This is a genomic window from Sphingobium sp. GW456-12-10-14-TSB1, assembly GCF_059424385.1.
On the sequence record NZ_JBWKZI010000001.1, the window covers coordinates 1,420,098 to 1,438,874 of the forward strand.

The window sequence follows — 18,777 nt, forward strand, 5'->3', positions numbered from 1 at the left end:
TGCGTCCCACCTCCCTAATCGCGCTTCAGCGGGTCAGCTTCTTGTAGGCCAACCGGGTCGGTCGATCGGCGGCATCGCCCAGGCGACGGCGCTTATCTTCCTCATATGCCTCGAAATTCCCTTCGAACCATTCGACATGGCTGTCGCCTTCAAAGGCAAGGATATGGGTGGCGAGACGGTCGAGGAAGAAACGGTCATGGCTGATGACCACGGCGCAGCCCGCGAAATTTTCGATCGCTTCTTCCAGCGCGCCCAGCGTTTCGACGTCCAGATCGTTGGTCGGTTCGTCGAGCAGCAGCACGTTGCCGCCCTTTTTCAGCATCTTGGCGATATGAACGCGGTTGCGTTCACCGCCCGACAGCTTGCCGACATTCTTCTGCTGGTCCTGCCCCTTGAAGTTGAAGGCGCCGACATAGGCCCGCGTCGACATGTCATGGCCGTTGACCTTCACATAATCGAGGCCGTCGGACACTTCTTCCCAGACATTCTTGCTGTCGTCCAGATGATCGCGGCTCTGGTCGACAAAGCCAAGGCGTACGGTCGTGCCGATGTCGATCTCACCCGAATCGGGCTGTTCCTGGCCGGTGATCAGCTTGAACAGGGTCGATTTACCCGCGCCGTTCGGCCCGATGACGCCAACGATGCCGCCCGGCGGCAACAGGAAGGACAGATCTTCGAACAACAGCTTGTCGCCGAATGACTTGGTGATGTTCTTGAATTCGATCACCTTGCCGCCCAGACGTTCGGGCACCTGGATAACGATCTGCGCCTTGCCCGGCGAGCGGTTGTTCTGCCCGGCGACCAGCTCTTCGAACTTCTTGATACGCGCCTTGGACTTGGTCTGGCGGCCCTTGGTACCGGCCCGGATCCATTCCAGTTCGTCGTTGATCGCCTTCTGACGGCCGGAGGCTTCGCGATCCTCCTGCTCCAGACGCTTGGCCTTCTTCTCCAGATAGGTGGAGTAATTGCCTTCGTACGGGAAATATTTTCCGCGATCGAGTTCGAGAATCCAGCCGACGACGTTGTCGAGGAAGTAGCGGTCGTGGGTGATCATCAGGACCGACCCGGCATATTCCTTCAGATGATTTTCCAGCCAGGTGACGCTTTCCGCGTCAAGATGGTTGGTCGGTTCGTCGAGCAGCAAGATGTCGGGCTTCTGGATCAGCAGCCGGGTCAGCGCGATGCGGCGCTTTTCACCACCTGACAGATTTTCCACGGACCAGTCGGACGGTGGGCAACGCAGCGCCTCCATCGCGATTTCCAGCTGGTTGTCGAGCGTCCAGCCATCGACCGCGTCGATCTGCTCCTGCAACGTGCCCATTTCCTCCATCAGCGCGTCGAAATCGACGTCTTCCGGCGGATCGGCCATGATCATGCTGATCTCGTTGAAACGGTCCATCTTGTCCGCGGTCTCGCGCGCGCCGTCCTTCACATTTTCCAGTACGGTCTTGGTCGGGTCGAGCTGCGGCTCCTGCGGCAGATAGCCGACGCTGATATTTTCGCCCGGCCAGGCTTCACCGGTAAAATCGGTGTCGATGCCGGCCATGATCTTGATCAGGGTCGATTTACCCGCGCCGTTCGGGCCGACGATGCCAATCTTGGACCCACGGTAAAATTGCAGGTTGATATTGCTCAGAACCGGCTTGGCCGCGCCGGGGAAGCTCTTGGTCATGTTCTTCATGACATAGGCATATTGCGAGGAGGCGGACATGTTTGGGCAGCTCCAACGGTAGGAAAAGAGGATTTGGCGCGGAGTTAGCGGAGGCGGGACGCATTGGCAAATGGGCGATGGCCCGCTACGCTTCCACCCATGCAGAAAATCCGATCGGGCACGCTTGCCGCCCTCCTCCTAGGCAGCCTTTTCACCCCCGTCCTGTCCCATGCCGCTCCGGCAGACAGCGCCGCGATTCGCGACGCCGCGCTCAAGGATGATGTCGCATGGGATTTCACCGAAGGCCTGACCACCGAAGTCGGCCCGCGTCCGGCCGGCACGCCGCTGGAAGCGCGGGCGCGCGAATGGGCGGTGGCGAAGCTCAAGGCGCTGGGGTTCAGCAATGTACGCGCCGAACCCTATACGATGCCGGTATGGCTGCGCGGCCGGGACGAAGCGAAAATCCTCTCCCCCTTCCCGCAGAATCTGGTGCTCTCGGCGCTGGGCAATAGCGGTTCGACCCCGGACAAGGGGATAGAAGGCGAAGTCGTCTATTTCCCGACTCTCGCCGATCTGGAAGCCGCACCCGCCGCCAGCGTCAAAGGCAAGATCGCCTTTGTCAGCCATGACATGACGGCAACGCAGGACGGTTCCTCCTATGGCTATTTCGGCGCCGCCCGGCGGCAGGGGCCCAGCATCGCGTCCAGCAAGGGTGCGATCGCCATATTGATCCGGTCGATCGGGACGGACCATCATCGCCTGCCTCATACCGGTGTTCAGATGTGGGCCGATGGCGTGACGCCAATCCCCGCCGCCGCGCTTTCGGTGCCGGATGCCGAGCAACTGGCGCGTGTGATCGGGCGGGGACAGCCGGTCAAGCTCCACCTGACGCTGACATCGAAAATGCTCAAGGACCAGCCGTCGGGCAATGTCATCGCGGAAATTCCCGGCAGCGATCCGGCGGCCGGCGTGGTGGTCGCGGCCTGCCATCTCGACAGCTGGGATCAGGGCACGGGCGCGATCGACGATGCGACCGGCTGCGGCATCGCGGCGGCCGCGGCATTGCAGGTGGCGAAGGCTGGCCAGCCCCGCCGCACCATCCGCGTGCTGATGGCCGGGGCCGAGGAAGTCGGCGGCGACGGCGCGCGGGCCTATTTCAAGGCGCATGGCACGGAGAGACACGCGCTCGCGATTGAATCGGATTTTGGCGCCGATCGTGTGTGGCGCGTGGATTTCAAACTTCCGCAGGGGCATGATGCGCTCGCGACCAGCATCTCTGCGGCCCTCGCGCCGCTGGGCATCGGCGCCAGCAAGCAGGAAGCGGGCGGCGGCGCCGACATTGCGCCGCTGGTGAAGGCAGGCGTGCCGGTGATCGACCTGCAACAGGACGGCACCCGGTATTTTGAGCTGCATCACACGCCCGACGATACGCTGGACAAGGTGGACCCGGCGCAATTGCGGCAGAATGTCGCCGCCTGGGCCGTAACGCTAAACCTTGTTGCCAATGCGCAAGAATCCATGGGCATTAAGTGAACTTTTATAGTAGACAACGCCCCGTCGCGTGATTCCATCGTTTCACCGGCGCAGAAAAGCATTGATTTGTGCATCGCACACGTTAATGCGGGTCGCTCGCGTAGGGTCACATTGTAACGTGCCTGACGCGGCATAATGCTATGGGAGCCGTACACAATGAAGAAGATCGCTGCTGTTTTCGCTTCGGCCAGCCTGATGGCCCTCGCCGCTTGCGGTGAGAAGCCGGCCAACGAAACCGCGAACGCTTCGAACGCCGTCGTGGAAAACGTTGTCGACAACGCCATGAACGCTGCTGAAAATGCAACGAATGCTGCTGACAACGCTGCGAACGCTGCCAACAACGCTGCGAACGCGATGTAATCTTCGCCTTAGCGAGATTTCCGAAGGGCGGGCTGTCTCTACAGCCCGCCCTTTTTGGTTGTGCCAGAGACATTGCGCCCCTGCCCCGGAACATCCGCCCCGCTCCATCAGTTGTTTCTGAACTGTTACAGGAGAGAATATCATGGGCAAGGGACTGTTATTATGGCTGATCGGGGTGCCGATCCCCATCATTCTGCTACTTTGGCTCTTCTTTCATTGATCGCCGATTGACGGGACGCGCGATAGACCGCTAAGGGCCGAGGCGTCGGGGAGTAGCGCAGTCTGGTAGCGCGCCTGCTTTGGGAGCAGGATGTCGCAGGTTCGAATCCTGTCTCCCCGACCATCTCGCAAAATCGCTAATGAAAATCGCGCGATCCCGGCAATATCCGCACGTTGCGCGGATGGCCGTGGCTGCGGATCCGCGACATCACCGGGTGGACAGCCTTGTCGCCCGGTCCCGCTTCGATAAGCGTCGCATGATCCTCTGACAGCCGATCGAGTTCGGCGGTACGGTCCACAATGCGATCGGCCATCAGATGTAACACATCGACCGGCCCTTCCCGCACCCGCTGCACCACCCCATGCGCCTCCATCAGCCGCGCGGCCATCAGCGGCAGGCGATAGCGGTCCAGCATCCTGGCCCAGAGCAGGATGTTGACGATACCCGTCTCATCTTCCAGCGTAGCGAAGATCGCATTGCCCTTACCGGGCCGCTGCCGCACCAGCACCACGCCTGCAACCTTTGCCCGTGCGCCATTCTTGACGCTGCTGACCTGCTCGCTGGTCAACAGGCCTTCGGCCGCGAAAACCGAGCGCAGGAAGGTCATGGGATGCTGTTTGAGCGACAGGCGGGTCAGCTGATAATCCGCCGCCACCGCTTCGGACAGGGGCATGGGCGGCAGGGCGGCATCGGCTTCTTCCCCCAGTTCGCGCGCGCGGGCAGCGGCGAACAGCGGCAATTCGCCCGCTGGCATCCTTCGCACATCCCAGGCCGCATCGCGCCGCTCACGCCCGATCGAGCGGCAGGCATCGGCATCGGCCAGCAAATGCAGCGCACGGACAGGCAGGCGTACCCGCCGCCCCAGTTCCTCGATCGTGGCGAAGGGGCCGGATGTCGCGCGATCCGCTGCAATCGCCTCCCCCCAAGCCTCCCGGAAACCGTCAATCTGGCGAAAGCCCAGCCGCAATGCGAACGCCCCGTCCTGCCGGTGACGCGGCACGATGTCGCCCCAGCGGCGATTGGCCGGGGTCCAGTGCTGCCCAGCATCGGGATCGTCCACCGCAATCGGCTCCAACCCATTGTCCCAGCCGCTGGCATTGACGTCGATGCCCCGCACGACAACGCCATGTTCGATCGCGTCGCGCACGATCTGCGCCGGGGCGTAGAAGCCCATTGGCTGCGCATTGAGCAAGGCCGCGGCGAACACGGCAGGCTGATAGCATTTGAGCCAGGCCGACACATAGACCAGCCGGGCAAAGGATATGGCGTGGCTTTCGGGAAAACCATAGCTCCCAAACCCCTTGATCTGGTCATAGCAGCGCTGGGCAAAGGCGCGTTCATAACCACGCGCCACCATGCCGCCGATCATCTTCTCCTCAAATTCGCCGATCGTCCCGACATTGCGGAAGGTCGCCATCGCCCGGCGCAGCTTGTTCGCCTCCCCCGACGTGAAATTGGCGGCGGTGATCGCCAGCTTCATCGCCTGCTCCTGAAATAGCGGCACGCCATAGGTGTGGCCCAGCACATGATGCAGTTCATCGGCGGGGTGCGGCGGGGCTGGCGAAGGAAAGCGCCAGGAAGGCGGCTTGCCATCACGCGCCTCGGCCCGGCGGGCGAGATAGGGGTGGACCATATCCCCCTCGATCGGGCCGGGCCGCACTATCGCGACCTGCACCGCCAGATCATAGAAGGTACGCGGGCGCAGGCGGGGCAGCATGTTGATCTGGGCGCGGCTTTCGACCTGGAACACGCCGACGCTGTCCCCCCGGCACAGCATGTCGTAAACCGGCGCCGCTTCGCCTGGCACCGACGCCAGCGTCTTGTCGCCCAGGCCATGGTCGCGCATCAGCGCAAACCCCTTGCGAATGCAACTGAGCATCCCCAGCGCCAGTATGTCGACCTTCATCAGGCCCAGCGCGTCGATATCATCCTTGTCCCACTCCAGAAATGTGCGGTCCGCCATTGCCGCATGGTGGATCGGCACCGTCTCATCCAGCCGATCCTGCGTCAGCACGAAACCGCCGACATGCTGCGACAAATGGCGCGGGAAGGTCAGCAGCCGGTCGACCAGTTCCTTCAACTGCATGACCAGCGGATTGCCCACGTCCAGCCCCGCATCGCGGAAGCGCCGTTCCTCCATGCCGCTGGCATGGCTGCCCCACACGGTGCTGCCGATCCGCGCGGTGACATCTTCCGACAGGCCCAGCACCTTGCCGACTTCCCGCACCGTGCTGCGGGGGCGGTAATGGATGACGGTCGCGGCTATGGCGGCGCGATCGCGACCATAGCGGGCATAAATATGCTGGATCACTTCCTCACGCCGTTCATGCTCGAAATCGACGTCGATATCGGGTGGTTCGTCGCGATCCTCCGAAATGAAGCGGGAAAAGAGCAGGTTATGCCTGGTCGGATCGACCGATGTGATCCCCAGATAATAGCAGACCGCCGAATTGGCCGCCGATCCGCGCCCCTGGCACAGGATCGGTGGATCGAGGCTACGGGCAAACTGCACCGCTTCATAGACTGTCAGGAAATAGCAGGCGTAATTGCGGCTGCGGATCAGCGCGAACTCTTCCGCCAGCATCGCATGGACCCTATCCGGCACGCCATCGGGAAAGGCCTCTCCCGCCAGCCGCAGCACTTCATGTTCCAGCCAGTCCTGCGCCGCCCACCCTTCGGGCACCGGCTCGTGCGGATATTCATATTTCAGATGGGACAGATCGAACCCGATCCGGTCCAGTACGTCGCGCCATGCCCCCACCGCCTGCGGCCAGTCGCGGAACAACCGGGCCATTTCGCGTGCGGGTTTCAGGTGCCGTTCGGCATTCGCCTCCAGCCGCCGCCCGGCCTCCCGCAGGGTCACGCCCTGCCGGATACAGGTGACGACATCATGCAACGGCCGGTCCTGCGCCATGGCATAGAGCGCATCGCAGGTTGCAAGCAGCGGCAGCCCCAGCCGCCCGGCCATCGCCGCCAGCCGGGCAAGGCGGCGACGATCCGGCCCGGCGCGCGGCATGGTGACGCCGATCCAAAGCGCACCTGGCACCCGTTGCGCCAGCCCTGCCAGCAGCGCCTCGTCCGCTTCCCCTGCCATAGCAATCAGGACCATGTCCTGCGCATGGTCGATCAGGTCGGACAGGCACAGGTCGCAATCGCCCTTTTGCACCGTCTCTTTCAGATTGCCGACGCTCAGCAGCCGGGTCAGCCGCCCCCAGCCATGGCGGTTGATGGGGTAGGCGACAATGTCCGGCGTCCCGTCGGCAAAGCAGAGCCGCGCGCCGGTGACGAGACGGAAAGCCTGCGCCAGCGGCAGCGCCTGCGCCGCAAGATGACGGCGCTCCGCAGCCGACTGTGGGGTTTCGCCCGTGCGGATTCCCTGATCCTCGGCATCCTCGGCCAGCATCCTGCGCACCGATTTGAGTGCGCTCCACGCCCGCACCACCCCGGCCACCGTATTGCGATCGGCAATGCCGATGCCCGCATGGCCCAGCGCCAGCGCCTGTCCGACCATATCGGCCGGGTGGGACGCGCCGCGCAGGAAACTATAATTGGTTGCCGCGACCATTTCGGCAAAATCCGGCGCAGGCGATGGCGGTCCCGATCGCCGCGCCCGCAGCGCCGTGTCGAGAGGGATGGGTTGACGCCCCTCCCCCTCCGGCCCCGGATCACGCCCCCGGCTCATGCGAACAGGCCATGCAGATACCAGCGCGGCATCGGCTTGTCCGGTTCGAAGAAACCAAGGCGGAATATCCAGAAACGGCGACCGCGCCGGTCCTCCACCCGGTAATAATCGCGAATATGATCGGGCGCGTCGCCCAGCAGATAGCGAATATCGACCTCGCCCGGATCGCTGCCGGGCCGGGGCAGTTCGATCGACACGGGCCGCCTGCGCCACCATTCCCCGGCGATCCGCTCCGGCCCCTCGAACCGGGCGACTTCGTGCAACGCCCGGCGCCAGCGGAAACGGCGGGGCGGGCCGTCGGGGACTTCGGCGCCCAATACCTCGATCGGCTGGGGCGGATCGAACAGATGGATGGGACGCAGCGGCGGCTCGCCCGGTTCCGGTGTCGTCCAAGGACCGGACGGCGACGTATCGAGCGCGGGCAGCGCAAATTCGGCCTGTTCGGGCATATGGCTGTCGCGTGCGCCAAAGCGGCGGACGCGGTTGCGCCCCAGCCGGGTGCTCAGACGCTCGACCAATGCGGTCACCGCCGCCTCGCCGGTCGCGCCGCCCTCCAACTGCAATTGCGACGCACCCAGCGGTTCGGTCAGTGGGACGTTCAGCCGCAGCAGGTCAAAGCCGAATCCAGGATCGATCGGATCGTTCAGGCTGTCGATCCGCTCGCGGATCAACCGCATCAGCGCAGGCACATCCCGCATCGGCGCGCCGGTTTCCACGGTCAGGCGGCGCACCAGCCCGTCGCTGCGGAAAAACAGCGCCTCGAACCGGCGACCGCCATGGCCCCTCTGCTCCAATATCCCTGCCGCCTCCCCTGCCAGTTCAGCCAGGATCGTCATCATGGTTTCAGTGCGCGCGACCGGTTCGGCAAAGCGCCGCTCCACGCTCATCGGCGGGACCAGCCGGCGCGGGGTCAGCGCGCTGTCCGCCTCCCCCACGATCCGGCGGATCGCCATCACCGCGTCCGCGCCGAAACGGGCGGCGATGGAGGACATCGGCCGACGCGCGACATCGCCAATGGTTTTCAGCCCCGCGCGGCGCAACGCCAGCGTCGCCTCCTCCTCCAGTTCCAGCGCCGCGACGGGCAGGCGGCGGATCGCGCTATCCTCGTCGCACGCAGCTCCGGCCACATAGCGGGCCAGCGCCCGCGCGCCCTCCGGCGTTCCGGCAAAGGCCAGCCGCACCGCCACGCCCAGCCGCGCCAGCCGCCGCTCCAGATCGGCCGCCAGCCCAGCCTCTCCACCAAAGAGATGATCGCACCCGCTGGTATCGAGGATCAGCCCGTCGGGCGGATCGAGCGCGACGGTCGGGGTGTAGCGGGTGCAGCCATCGGCCAGCCGCTCCAGCCAGTCCTGATCCTCATGCGGGACATGGTCGAACAGGTCGAGGTCGGGCACACGGGCGCGGGCATCCGCCATCGACAGGCCGGGCGACAGGCCCATCGCCGCTGCCGCCTCATCCACCGCCGCCAGCCGCAACGCGCCGCGTATTTTCTCGACAAAGGCGCGTGGCCGTTCATCCTGCCCGGCGCACAGATGGGGCCTGGTCAGGCGCAACCGCTCCGCCGGGAGCCAGGGGAAGAACAGGGCGAGATAGCGGCGGTGCCGGGGGGCTGGCGTCGCGATCGTCATGCTCTGCGCCTCCCATGGTTCGTCCATCACTGGCAGGACGTCTGAAACAAAGTCGGTCACGGTCCCACTCCATGCGCCAGGGACCGGCCGGGGGGCCGGCGCGCCGACGCAGCAATTCGATTTGAAACAGGGATGCCCCTGGCGCGTCCGCTTCCAGCGCGATCGAGGGGGACGCGCTCACCCGCCAGCGTGTATCGGCGGCGCTGGGCGCAGTATCGGCGGCGATGCGCAGCAGGAACAGGGTGACGCCCGATGCTTCGGCGGCCAGCATCAGGCGGCGAGTGGCGGTCAGGTCCAGCCCGCGCATCGCCCCCCATCCTTCGACCAGCACCGCGCCCAGCCCGGCGCAACGCGCCGCCTCCGCCGCTGCATGGAGCAAAGCGCCTTCGTCAGGGGCCAGCACCAGCAGCATATTGGCGGGATCGATCCCCAGTTCGACAAGGCCGGTGGCGTGCAACCCTCCAACCCGTTTCTGCATCGCTTCGGTGCGCAGCCACAGGAAGGGACGCCCTTCCCCAGCGCGCAGGCTGAACAGGGCGGCAACCCCAGCCCCGCTGCTGGCATCTTCCTGATCGGCAAAGATTTCATGCAAGCGCCCACGCGCCAGTCCACCGCCTAGTGCCGCGTCCACCCCGTCATGCCCCAGCGCAAAGAGCCCCGCTGGCGTAGCCGCGCGGCGCGGCTCCAGCTGTTGCAGGCTCTCCCTCAACCGGGCAAGAACAGGGGACGAATCGCGCATATGTTCACTATATGTTCTATTGTTCCTTTGCGCCAGTCGTCAGAACAGGGAGTGGGCAAGATACCAGCCCGGCACCGCCGCCAGCGCCAGAAATGTGCCGAGCGGCACCCGCGCCGTCGCTGCCATTGCCCGGCCCGTCGCCAGCATGACGCCCAGCCCGGCCAGCGCCGCGATCAGCAGGATGAAGGGCAAGGCCTGCCAGCCGAACCATGCGCCCAGCGCGCCCAGCAACTTGGCATCGCCCAGCCCTAACCCCTCCCGCCCGCGCAGCGCGCGATAGGTCAGCGCAATCGCCAGCAGGCTGCCATAGCCCAGCGCCGCGCCGATAATCCGGTCGGCCAGCACCACATCGGTCGCCCAAAGTCCCAGCGTCAGGCCCAGGAAAGCCAGCGGCAGGGTCAGCGCATCGGGCAACCAGTAATGCCGCCAGTCCAGCACCGCCAGCGTCAGCAACATCCAGCCCAGCAACGCCCAGCCAAGGCCGCCCAAATCCGGCATGGCGCCGATCGCCAGCGCGCCAATGACTGCGCAACTGAGTTCGATCCGCCCATGCAGCGGATCGATCGGCGCGCCGCACGTCCGGCACCGGCCATGCTGGAACAGGGCGCTGAGCAAGGGGATCAGATCGCGCGGCGTCAGCGTGCGGCCACAGCCATCGCAGGCCGATCGCCCCCGCGTCACGCCCCGTCCCTGCGGCCAGCGCAGGATCAGGGTGGCCAGGAAGCTGCCGAAAATCGCGCCGACCACCCCGCCGAGCAGCGTCGCCAATATCGGCGTCACAACGTCCCTTCGACCTTCAGCAATTGCGCATTGCCCACGGTCGCAAAGCCCGCCTGCCCCAACGATGCCGCCAGCGTCGGATCAGCGGTTTCCACCCGCATGGTCGCGCTGTACCGGCCCGACCGCCAGATGCGCAGCGCGATCGTTTCCATGCCCGACTGGCTGGCGAGCGGCAGCAACAGCGCATCGCCATCGCAGGCAAGGGCCCCGGAAAAACCCTGTGTCAGGTTCAGCCCCGGAAACTGCCCCGCCATCCGCGCCCGCACCCGTCCTTGCGCATGACCGCACCGATCGCCGATGAAATAGGCGGACACATCCTCCATCTGAAGCCCGGCGATCGGCAGCGGCGCGAAGGTCCGGCCCAGCGGCACCGCGCCGGTCACATCATCCACTCCGATCCGCCCGAACCCAACCGTCAGCGCGCCCGATATGTCGTCGGCCAATCCCTTGGTCCGGGCAATGTTGAACCGCGCCCGACCCGTCAGCAACGCCAATGGAGAAAGGCCCGCGCGCACGCTGCCCATTGGCATGTCGCCCAGCATCAACTGGTCGATCCGCCCGCTCCATACCGTGCCCCGCACGTCACGCGCGGCCACGCCCAGCCGCTCCAGCCCGGACAGACCCAGCGCGACCCGCATCGGCAGGAACAGCAACAGCCCCAGCAGCACGATCAGCAACAGGATGATCCGCATCCGGCGGGACAGGACCAATCCCATCATTGCCCGCTTCCCCGCACCAGCACCGCCTGCACCGACAGGCTGCCAGCGGTCGGCGCGGGCCGCGCGCTCATCGTTTCGACCCGCACGCCCTGCGCCTCCAGCACCGCGATCCAGGAAAAGAGTGCGACCGGCCGGATCGCGGCGATGGCAATCTCCATCCGGTCCGGCCCCTGCGCCTGCGCACGTTCCAGTGTCAGGCCCGCTTCGCCCGCGCCCTGCCCGACCAGCTGGTCGAGCGGCGCGGCCGGGCCACCAGCCGCCGCACGGGGCAGCGCCTTCAGCTGCTGCACAGCCGTGCGCACCGCGGCGTTGCGCTCGGTCGCCTCGACCAAATTGTCGCGCGCCGACCGCTGCGCCCGATCGAGCGGCACTGCTACCCCGAACCAGAGGAGCACGCCTGCCAGCAAGGCGAACATCACGCCCAGCATCACCTGCTCACGCGACGATCGTTCCGCCCAAAGCGCCTGCATCCGTTCCATCATGACCGCACCGTAATCTCTGCCAGCGTCCGCCCGCCCGGCTCCTGCGCGGGTGTCGCCGTAATCGTGAAGCCTGCCGCCTGTAACGCGAGCAGCACTATGTTGATGTCATCCGCCTTCGCCGCCGCCAGCGTGGCGCGCAGCATCCCGTCCGGGTCGCGCGACAGGCTGGTCAGCGCCACGCCCGGCGCATCCTGCATCGCCGCCATCAGGGCCGCGACCGGCGCGGTAAAGGCCCGTCCACCAGCGCCCCGCGCAGCCAGTTGCTGCTCCATCGCGCCAAGCGCCTGGGCCGCATCGCTCGCGCCGGGCACGACCTGCTGCGCCAGCGCCAGGCTTTCTGCGTCCAGCCGACTGGCCTCGCGATGGCTTTTGACGATGCCGACCAGTGCGATCAGCAGCGCGGCAAGCAGGATCAGCCCGCTCCACACGGCCGCGCGTTTCAGCACGCGCTGGTCGAGCTGCCGCCGCACCCGCTTGGCGAAATCACCCTGCCGCAGATCGATGGGCGGGGCGTCAAGCGCCGCGATGGCGCGCCCCTCGATCACGCCCCGTGGTACATCCACCACCGGCGCATCGCCGATCAGTGCGGGCAGGGCCAAGTCGCCGGTCAGCGCCATATCCGTGCCGCGCAGCACCGTCACATCGCCGATCAGCCCGCGCGAAAAACCCGCCTCCGGCTCCGGCAGCAACAGGGGCGCTGGCACAATCATTTCGGGGTCCAGCCCATGATGCTGCGCCCAGAGCAGCCAATGCTGCATGTCTGCCCGCGCTGCCAACGCCACGATATGGGGCCGCGCAGGATCGTCCTGCACGTCGGTCACCGCAAACAGCTGATCGGCGGGCAATATCCCGTCCGCCAGCACCGCCAGCCGTGCCGCCGCGCGCGCCTGCCGCACCGGAAGGTCGGGATGCAGCGCCCAATGGAGCGCCACCAGAGCCGCAGGCGGCACCAGCATCACCCGCGCTTCAACGGGCAAGGCGGCAATGCCGCACGCTGCCAGCCAGTTCGCGCCCTCGCCCGATTGCACCAGCGCGCCATCGATCACGCGCATCCAATATGGCGGCGCGTCCTGCGCTTCGGGCAGAAACACGATCAGGGCGTCGCGCGCGCTCATGCCCCCGCACCCCAGCTGCGTCGCACCACGATTGCGGGGCTTTCCCGCGCGTCGATCAGCGACCGCTCCACCAGTTGCGTTCCCCCGACAGTCACCGCCACGTCCACTCCGAAAAATCCCGTCGTCAATTTGACCTGCTCGGCCACCTCGGTCATCGGCGACAGGCCGGCGAGCGAGGGCAAGGCCCAGAACTGGTTCGTGCTGCCGTAGCCGTCCGCGGGCCGCTGCGCCAGCAATTGCCGCGCCTGTCCGACGCTCAATTGCCCCGGCAACAGCATCGCGAACAGCGGCGCCTGCTCCGGCAACAGCGTGTTGATGTTGATCGGCGACAGATCCGTGACTGGCAATGCGCAGATCCAGGGCCGCACCGTCGCATAGATGGCAGGCGTGATGCCATTGACCGCGCGCAACTCGCTGGCATCGACCATCAGGCGGTTGGCCGCGCGATAGGGCCGCGCCATTTGCCCATAGACCGCATCCTCCGCCCCGCCCGGCTGCGGATCGCCATCGCTGTCGATCCAATCGGCCAGGCTCGCCGCAGCGCCCTGCGCCTGTCGCGCATCGACGCCCAGCGCCACCAGCAGCGCCTGAAATTGCGACACGCCGATGGGCCGCACCTTCAGGCTGGCCTCGCTTTCGCCGCTGACCACGCTGTTGAGGTTGAAACAATTGCCGCCGTCATTCACCCGCGCCGTCGCGATGCCGCCGGGCACCGGAATGCTTTGCGGCGCGCCCAGCCAGCCGCCCGCCAGCGTCATCTTCGCCGGATTGGCCGCGACCAGATCGCCGATCCGCAAGCGCGCAACCGCCGTGCCAGCCTCGGCATAGGCGCGCGCCTGATCGATCGCGCCGCCATTGCCGGTCATTCGCGTGGCCAGCGCCACTCGCTCCAGCGCGGTCGCGGCAACGACGGCCATCACCACCACCAGCAGCAACACGGTCAGCAGCGCTGCGCCCTGTTCATCGGGTTTGCGCGGATCAGGCACCGGGCGAACCTTCGATGACCGGCTTTTCGACCGGGCCGGGCGCGACCAGAAAGCGCAAGGTCACCGGCGGCTCGCCCGTGCGGGTGAGCGTCATTTCCACCGCGCGCGGCAACAGGTCGGGCTGGGTCGGCGTCCAGTCGTCACGCCATTTCCCCTGCGCATCGCGGAATTTCAGCGCGACCGCCTCTACATCCTCCAGCAAGGCGGCTGGCTGATCCCCCGCTGCGCCATCCAGTTGCGCATAGGTTCGCCGCTCCAGCCGCCCCTGCCGCACCCAATATTCGACCTTCTGCAAGGAGGGCCGGGGCAGATCGCCCAGATTGTCCCACCCGCCCCGCACGAACTGCATCACCGGCTGATCCTCACCTTCATGATGCGCCCAGAAGGCGGGCGCCAGCGTGCCGCTCTCCGTACGGGTAATGCGTGGCACAGCCTGCCCCAGATCGCCCGCCAGCGCCCCGCCAGCCCGTTGCACCGCGGCCATATCGTCGAGCCGCGCCTTGACCTGCGCCTGTGCCGACACGCTGTTGCCCAGCAGGAGGACACCGGCGCTGGCGAGCATCGCGAAGATCATGAGGGCGACGAGCAACTCGATCAGGGTGAAGCCATCGTCACCCTTGATCCTGTCACATCCACATTGGTTGAGGCGCGCCGCCATCACTCCACCACCCGTATGAAGCTCAACACCACGGGCGACGCGCCCGGCTGGCCATCGACGGTCAGGTCGACCTGCAACAGGCGCTGGTCGTCGGTTGGCTTGACAGTCCGGCTCCAGTGCCAGCGTCGCCCGCCATTCTCGACATCGCCCGCTTCGTCGCCGACGGATGGCGGCACCGGGTCGCTCTGCACATCGACCATCAGATTGCGCGCGACGATCTGACCCAGCGCCTTGCTATCGAGATCAGCCGCCGTCCGCAGCGTCACCCCCTGCAACCGCACCAGTGCCAGCGCCGCCAGGCTGAACACCGCCAGCGCAACCAGCATTTCCAGCAACGTGAAGCCGCGTTCGCCTTTGAAATGGTCGTCCCGGCATGACGGTGGAGGAGATGGCCGACTACCCACCGACCATGACCTTTCCCGCCATGTCGACCGTCACCGACACCCGCTCGCCCTCGCGCGCCAGCGTTACGGTCAGCGGATCGGTCGGCAGGCCGGTGCCGTCGAAGGCGATCTGCTGCCGCCCGTCCTTGCCGACCAGAGCGCGGGTGCCGCTTTTCCAGTTGGCGGTGACGAAAGGCTTGTCCTCCAGCGCCACCCATTGCCCGCCATCGCGGCGCTGAAAGCCATAGCCGGATGCGGAGACCCACAGCCCCATGGGGGCGGCGGTCACGACCGCTTCGTCGCGCGCGGCGGCAACGCGCGCGGCGAAGCGGTCGGCATCCTCGATCACCCGCCCGCGCGGATCGGGGATGGCCAGCACGACAGCCGCCGAAATGAAACCGATGATCGTCAGGACGACCATCAGTTCGAGGAGGGTGAAGCCATTTCCGTTCGGTTCGAGCATGTCGAGAACCGTTTCTCGACTTCGCTCGAAACGAACGGATGTGGTTTTATAGCTCGCTGGAATGAATATCCGCATTTTCGCTCTCGCCGCCCGGCTGGCCGTCCGCCCCCAGCGAACTGATGTCGAACGCGCCCTTGCGCCCCGGCACGGTGTAGATATAGGCGCGACCCCACGGATCGTCGGGCAGCTTCTTGATATAGCCGCCACGCCGGTAACGTTGCGGCTGCGCCAGCGATGCTGGCGGATTGAGCAGCGCCTGCAACCCGTCCGATCCCGCCGGATAGGTCAGATTGTCGAGCCGATATTGCTCCAGCGCCTGTTCGATCGTGGCGATGTCCGCCTTCGCCTTTTCGACCCGCGCCGTGTCCGTCGCGGGGATGACGTTGATCGCCACGATCGTCGCCAGCAGGCCGATGATGACGATGACGACCATCAGTTCGACAAGGGTGAAGCCATGTTCGGCGGAACGCCGGGCGGACCCGAATCCTTCTTCCCCGTTCGTCCTGAGCCTGTCGAAGGACTGCTCTTTCCTTCTGAAGAAGGGCAGGGCTTCGACACGCTCAGCCCGAACGGATTCTAGTGTAACCATATTCAACTCCTAAGCCCCGGTCAGGCTTTGCAGCTGCAAGATCGGCAGCAGGATGGACAGGATGATGACGGCGACGATCGCGCCCATCATGATGATGATGATCGGTTCCAGCATGGCGAGCGCGGTCGAGGTGAAGGCGTCGAATTCGCGTTCCAGATAATCCGCCGCCCGCTCCAGCATCGTGTCGAGCCGCCCGGCGCTTTCGCCGCTCGCGGCCAGATAGACCAGCAAGGGCGGAAACACCCCGGCCCGCCTGAGCGCCGCCGACAGGCTGCCGCCGCCACGAATGGCTTCGACAATATCGTCCGAAGCGTGTCGCAATACCCGGTTGTGGACGGTGTTGGCTGTCAGTGTCAGCCCCTCCAGCAGGGGCAGGCGGCTTGCCACCATGGTCGACAGCGTCCGCGCCATCCGCGCCGCGTGCAGATCGCGGGTCAGCTTGCCGATCACCGGCAGCCCCAGCAGCATCGCATCGAACCGATAATGGAACCGCTCATTCCTCATCGCCCGCCAGAAGCCAAGAGCCGCCAGCCCCGCCAGGATCAGCAGCAGCCACCACCAGCCCGCCAGAAAGGCAGACAGGCCCATCACCATCCGGGTCAGCAACGGCAATTCCTGCCCCACCGTATCGAACTGCTCAACCACCTTGGGCACGACGAAGATCATCAGCGCCGCGACGACCAGCACGGCAAAGCTGGCCAGCACCGACGGATAGGCGATGGCGGTCAGCACCTTGGAGCGCATCTGCGCCTGCCGCTCCATCAGGTCCGACAGCCGTTCCATGATCGCGGGCAGGCTGCCTGAACTTTCGCCAGCGGAAATCATCGCACGATAGAGGGGCGGAAAGCTTTTGGGTTCGACGCCCAGCGCTTCGGCCAGCCGCCGCCCTTCCATCACGCCGCCATGCACTTTGCCGACAATAAGCCGAACATGGTCCTGCTCGCTCTGCCGCCCGATCGTGCGCAGCGATTCCTCCAGCGGGCTGACCTGGGTCAGCGTCGCCAGTTGCCGGGTGAACAGCGTCAGTTCCTTGGGACTGAGGCGCGGGGTGCGCAGCGACAGGCCGGTGCGTTTGCGGGCCACCTCCACCGCGCCGGCGCTGAGTTCGACAATGAACAGCTTGCGCGCGTCGAGCTTCGCCCGTGCATCCTCCAGCGTTTGCGCCTTCAGCGCGCCTTTGCGCTCCTTGCCAGCCGGGTCGATCGCGACATAGTCAAATTCAGCCATCGGCGATGGTTTCCGCGTCCACGCTGTCGCGCCGCGACACGCGGATGGCCTCTTCGGCCGTCGTCTGCCCGTCACGCACCAATGCCCGCGCCGCCGATCCCAGATTGGGGGCATTGAGGAACGCATGGCGCGCGATCAGCGATTCATCGCCACCGTCATTGATCAGGCGTCGGATCGTATCGTCCACCCGGATCGCCTCGAACACGCCGATCCGGCCCTTATACCCCGTGCCGCCACATTCGCTGCAACCCCTGGCCCGATAGATGATCGTGCCGGGATCGAAGCCCAGCAGGGCGCTGGCGGACTTGTCCGCCTGCACCGGTTCGCGGCAATGCTGGCACAGTCGCCGCACCAGCCGCTGGGCGATGACCGCGCGCAGCGTGGAGGCCAGCAGGAAGGGTTCGACCCGCATGTCGCGCATCCGCGTGATCGCGCCGACCGCATCGTTGGTGTGAACGGTCGACAGCACCAGATGCCCGGTCAGCGACGCCTGCACCGCAATTTCCGCCGTCTCGCGATCGCGGATTTCGCCGACCATCACCACGTCCGGGTCTTGCCGCAGGATTGCGCGCAACCCGGCAGCGAAGGTCAGCCCGACCTTGGCATTCACCTGCGTCTGCCCCACGCCCTCCATCGCATATTCGACCGGATCTTCGACCGTCAGGATATTGCGGCTGCCGTCGTTGAGCTGGCGCAAGCCTGCATAGAGCGTGGTCGTCTTGCCCGATCCGGTCGGCCCGGTGACCAGGATGATGCCATTGGGTTCGCTGAGGCCTTCGCGGAAAATCCGGTCCGGCACGCCGTTCATGCCCAGCAGGTCGAGCGTGATCCCGGCATTTTCCTTGTCCAGAATACGCAGCACCACCCGCTCGCCCGCCCGGCTCGGCAAAGTCGATACGCGCACGTCGAGCAATTTGCCGCCCAGCGTCAGGCCGATGCGCCCGTCCTGCGGCACACGCCGTTCGGCAATGTCGAGCCGCGCCATCACCTTGACCCGGCTGACGACCACCGGGGCGACATGGGGTGGCATCCGCAGCGTTTCGCGCAATACGCCGTCGATCCGCATCCGCACGACCAGGCCGGTTTCATAGGGTTCGATATGAATGTCCGACACGCCCTGCCGCGCGGCTTCGGCGATGATGCCGTTGATCAGCCGGATTGCGGGCGCGTCATCGGCGCTGTCCAGCAAATCGTCGGCGGTCGGCATGTCGGCGGCCAGCATGTCCAGTTCGTCCGCGCCCATTTCGATCGACCCGGCCATGGCCGCCGCGCTGCCGTCCATCGCATAATGGTTGGACAGATGCCGGTCGAATTCGGCCTGATCGACGAAACTGACATCGAAACTGCGCGCCAGATGACGACGGACTTCCAGCAAGACCCGCGGATCGCTGCCTTCGCGCACTGCGATGGACAGGCGCTCGCCCTCCTGCGGCAACAGCACCACGCCATGCTTGCGCGCAAAGCCATAGGGAATGTCGATGGCGCGTGGATGGGCTGATGCAAAAGCCTCGTACTCCTGCGCAGGCAGGAGCCCAGGGTTCTGGACACTGCCCTCTCCGCCC

The 18,777-nt window shown here is 65.9% G+C and carries 17 protein-coding genes and 1 tRNA gene; 3 read left to right on the forward strand and 15 right to left on the reverse strand.

Features of this window, described 5'->3' with window-relative positions:
- Positions 1 to 25: 25 nt before the first annotated feature.
- A complete protein-coding gene (gene ettA / locus AC07X9_RS06915; protein WP_017184548.1) occupies positions 26 to 1,711 on the reverse strand; it encodes an energy-dependent translational throttle protein EttA in 1,686 nt (561 codons plus the stop codon).
- A gap of 99 nt (positions 1,712 to 1,810) precedes the next feature.
- Between ettA and AC07X9_RS06920 the strand changes: the two genes are divergently transcribed.
- From AC07X9_RS06920 to AC07X9_RS06930, 3 genes are all read left to right on the forward strand, one after another.
- Positions 1,811 to 3,184, forward strand: coding sequence for a M20/M25/M40 family metallo-hydrolase (locus AC07X9_RS06920; RefSeq protein WP_017184549.1), 1,374 nt, complete (start codon positions 1,811 to 1,813; stop codon positions 3,182 to 3,184).
- A 156-nt stretch (positions 3,185 to 3,340) separates the two neighbouring features.
- The gene (locus AC07X9_RS06925) at positions 3,341 to 3,544 is read left to right on the forward strand and encodes a hypothetical protein (RefSeq protein ID WP_017184550.1); all 204 of its coding nucleotides are present in this window, start codon (positions 3,341 to 3,343) and stop codon (positions 3,542 to 3,544) included.
- Positions 3,545 to 3,810: 266 nt separating this feature from the next.
- Positions 3,811 to 3,887: transfer RNA gene (locus AC07X9_RS06930), tRNA-Pro, on the forward strand.
- A gap of 13 nt (positions 3,888 to 3,900) precedes the next feature.
- Here AC07X9_RS06930 and AC07X9_RS06935 read toward each other — a convergent pair.
- The 14 genes from AC07X9_RS06935 to gspE are packed head-to-tail and all read right to left on the reverse strand — an operon-like array spanning position 3,901 to position 18,743.
- On the reverse strand, positions 3,901 to 7,446 hold the full coding sequence (locus AC07X9_RS06935; RefSeq protein ID WP_017184551.1) for an error-prone DNA polymerase: 3,546 nt from the start codon (positions 7,444 to 7,446) through the stop codon (positions 3,901 to 3,903).
- A complete protein-coding gene (locus AC07X9_RS06940) occupies positions 7,443 to 9,074 on the reverse strand; it encodes a Y-family DNA polymerase (RefSeq protein WP_017184552.1) in 1,632 nt (543 codons plus the stop codon). Before AC07X9_RS06940 ends, AC07X9_RS06935 begins: the two co-directional genes overlap by 4 nt.
- Complete coding sequence (locus AC07X9_RS06945; RefSeq protein WP_017184553.1) at positions 8,959 to 9,813, reverse strand: ImuA family protein; 855 nt, start codon at positions 9,811 to 9,813, stop codon at positions 8,959 to 8,961. The genes AC07X9_RS06940 and AC07X9_RS06945 overlap by 116 nt, the downstream gene beginning before the upstream one ends.
- Before the next feature lie 39 nt (positions 9,814 to 9,852).
- Positions 9,853 to 10,593, reverse strand: coding sequence for a prepilin peptidase (locus tag AC07X9_RS06950; protein WP_086485710.1), 741 nt, complete (start codon positions 10,591 to 10,593; stop codon positions 9,853 to 9,855).
- Positions 10,590 to 11,312 carry a type II secretion system protein N gene (locus AC07X9_RS06955; RefSeq protein WP_019054325.1) on the reverse strand — a complete coding sequence of 241 codons (723 nt, stop codon included), beginning with the start codon at positions 11,310 to 11,312 and terminating at the stop codon, positions 10,590 to 10,592. The genes AC07X9_RS06950 and AC07X9_RS06955 overlap by 4 nt, the downstream gene beginning before the upstream one ends.
- A complete protein-coding gene (locus AC07X9_RS06960) occupies positions 11,309 to 11,794 on the reverse strand; it encodes a type II secretion system protein M (RefSeq protein ID WP_026002660.1) in 486 nt (161 codons plus the stop codon). The genes AC07X9_RS06955 and AC07X9_RS06960 overlap by 4 nt, the downstream gene beginning before the upstream one ends.
- The gene (gspL, locus tag AC07X9_RS06965; protein ID WP_017184557.1) at positions 11,791 to 12,909 is read right to left on the reverse strand and encodes a type II secretion system protein GspL; all 1,119 of its coding nucleotides are present in this window, start codon (positions 12,907 to 12,909) and stop codon (positions 11,791 to 11,793) included. The genes AC07X9_RS06960 and gspL overlap by 4 nt, the downstream gene beginning before the upstream one ends.
- Complete coding sequence (gspK, locus tag AC07X9_RS06970) at positions 12,906 to 13,895, reverse strand: type II secretion system minor pseudopilin GspK (RefSeq protein WP_086485711.1); 990 nt, start codon at positions 13,893 to 13,895, stop codon at positions 12,906 to 12,908. Before gspK ends, gspL begins: the two co-directional genes overlap by 4 nt.
- On the reverse strand, positions 13,888 to 14,553 hold the full coding sequence (gspJ, locus tag AC07X9_RS06975) for a type II secretion system minor pseudopilin GspJ (protein WP_017184559.1): 666 nt from the start codon (positions 14,551 to 14,553) through the stop codon (positions 13,888 to 13,890). The genes gspK and gspJ overlap by 8 nt, the downstream gene beginning before the upstream one ends.
- On the reverse strand, positions 14,553 to 14,957 hold the full coding sequence (gene gspI, locus AC07X9_RS06980) for a type II secretion system minor pseudopilin GspI (RefSeq protein WP_081490963.1): 405 nt from the start codon (positions 14,955 to 14,957) through the stop codon (positions 14,553 to 14,555). The genes gspJ and gspI overlap by 1 nt, the downstream gene beginning before the upstream one ends.
- The gene (locus AC07X9_RS06985; RefSeq protein WP_017184561.1) at positions 14,950 to 15,399 is read right to left on the reverse strand and encodes a GspH/FimT family pseudopilin; all 450 of its coding nucleotides are present in this window, start codon (positions 15,397 to 15,399) and stop codon (positions 14,950 to 14,952) included. The genes gspI and AC07X9_RS06985 overlap by 8 nt, the downstream gene beginning before the upstream one ends.
- Before the next feature lie 46 nt (positions 15,400 to 15,445).
- Entirely contained in the window at positions 15,446 to 15,988 is a 543-nt protein-coding gene (gspG, locus tag AC07X9_RS06990) for a type II secretion system major pseudopilin GspG (protein ID WP_026002663.1), read from the reverse strand.
- Positions 15,989 to 15,997: 9 nt separating this feature from the next.
- The gene (gene gspF, locus AC07X9_RS06995; protein ID WP_017184563.1) at positions 15,998 to 17,215 is read right to left on the reverse strand and encodes a type II secretion system inner membrane protein GspF; all 1,218 of its coding nucleotides are present in this window, start codon (positions 17,213 to 17,215) and stop codon (positions 15,998 to 16,000) included.
- The gene (gene gspE, locus AC07X9_RS07000; protein ID WP_174703660.1) at positions 17,208 to 18,743 is read right to left on the reverse strand and encodes a type II secretion system ATPase GspE; all 1,536 of its coding nucleotides are present in this window, start codon (positions 18,741 to 18,743) and stop codon (positions 17,208 to 17,210) included. Before gspE ends, gspF begins: the two co-directional genes overlap by 8 nt.
- Positions 18,744 to 18,777: the final 34 nt, after the last annotated feature.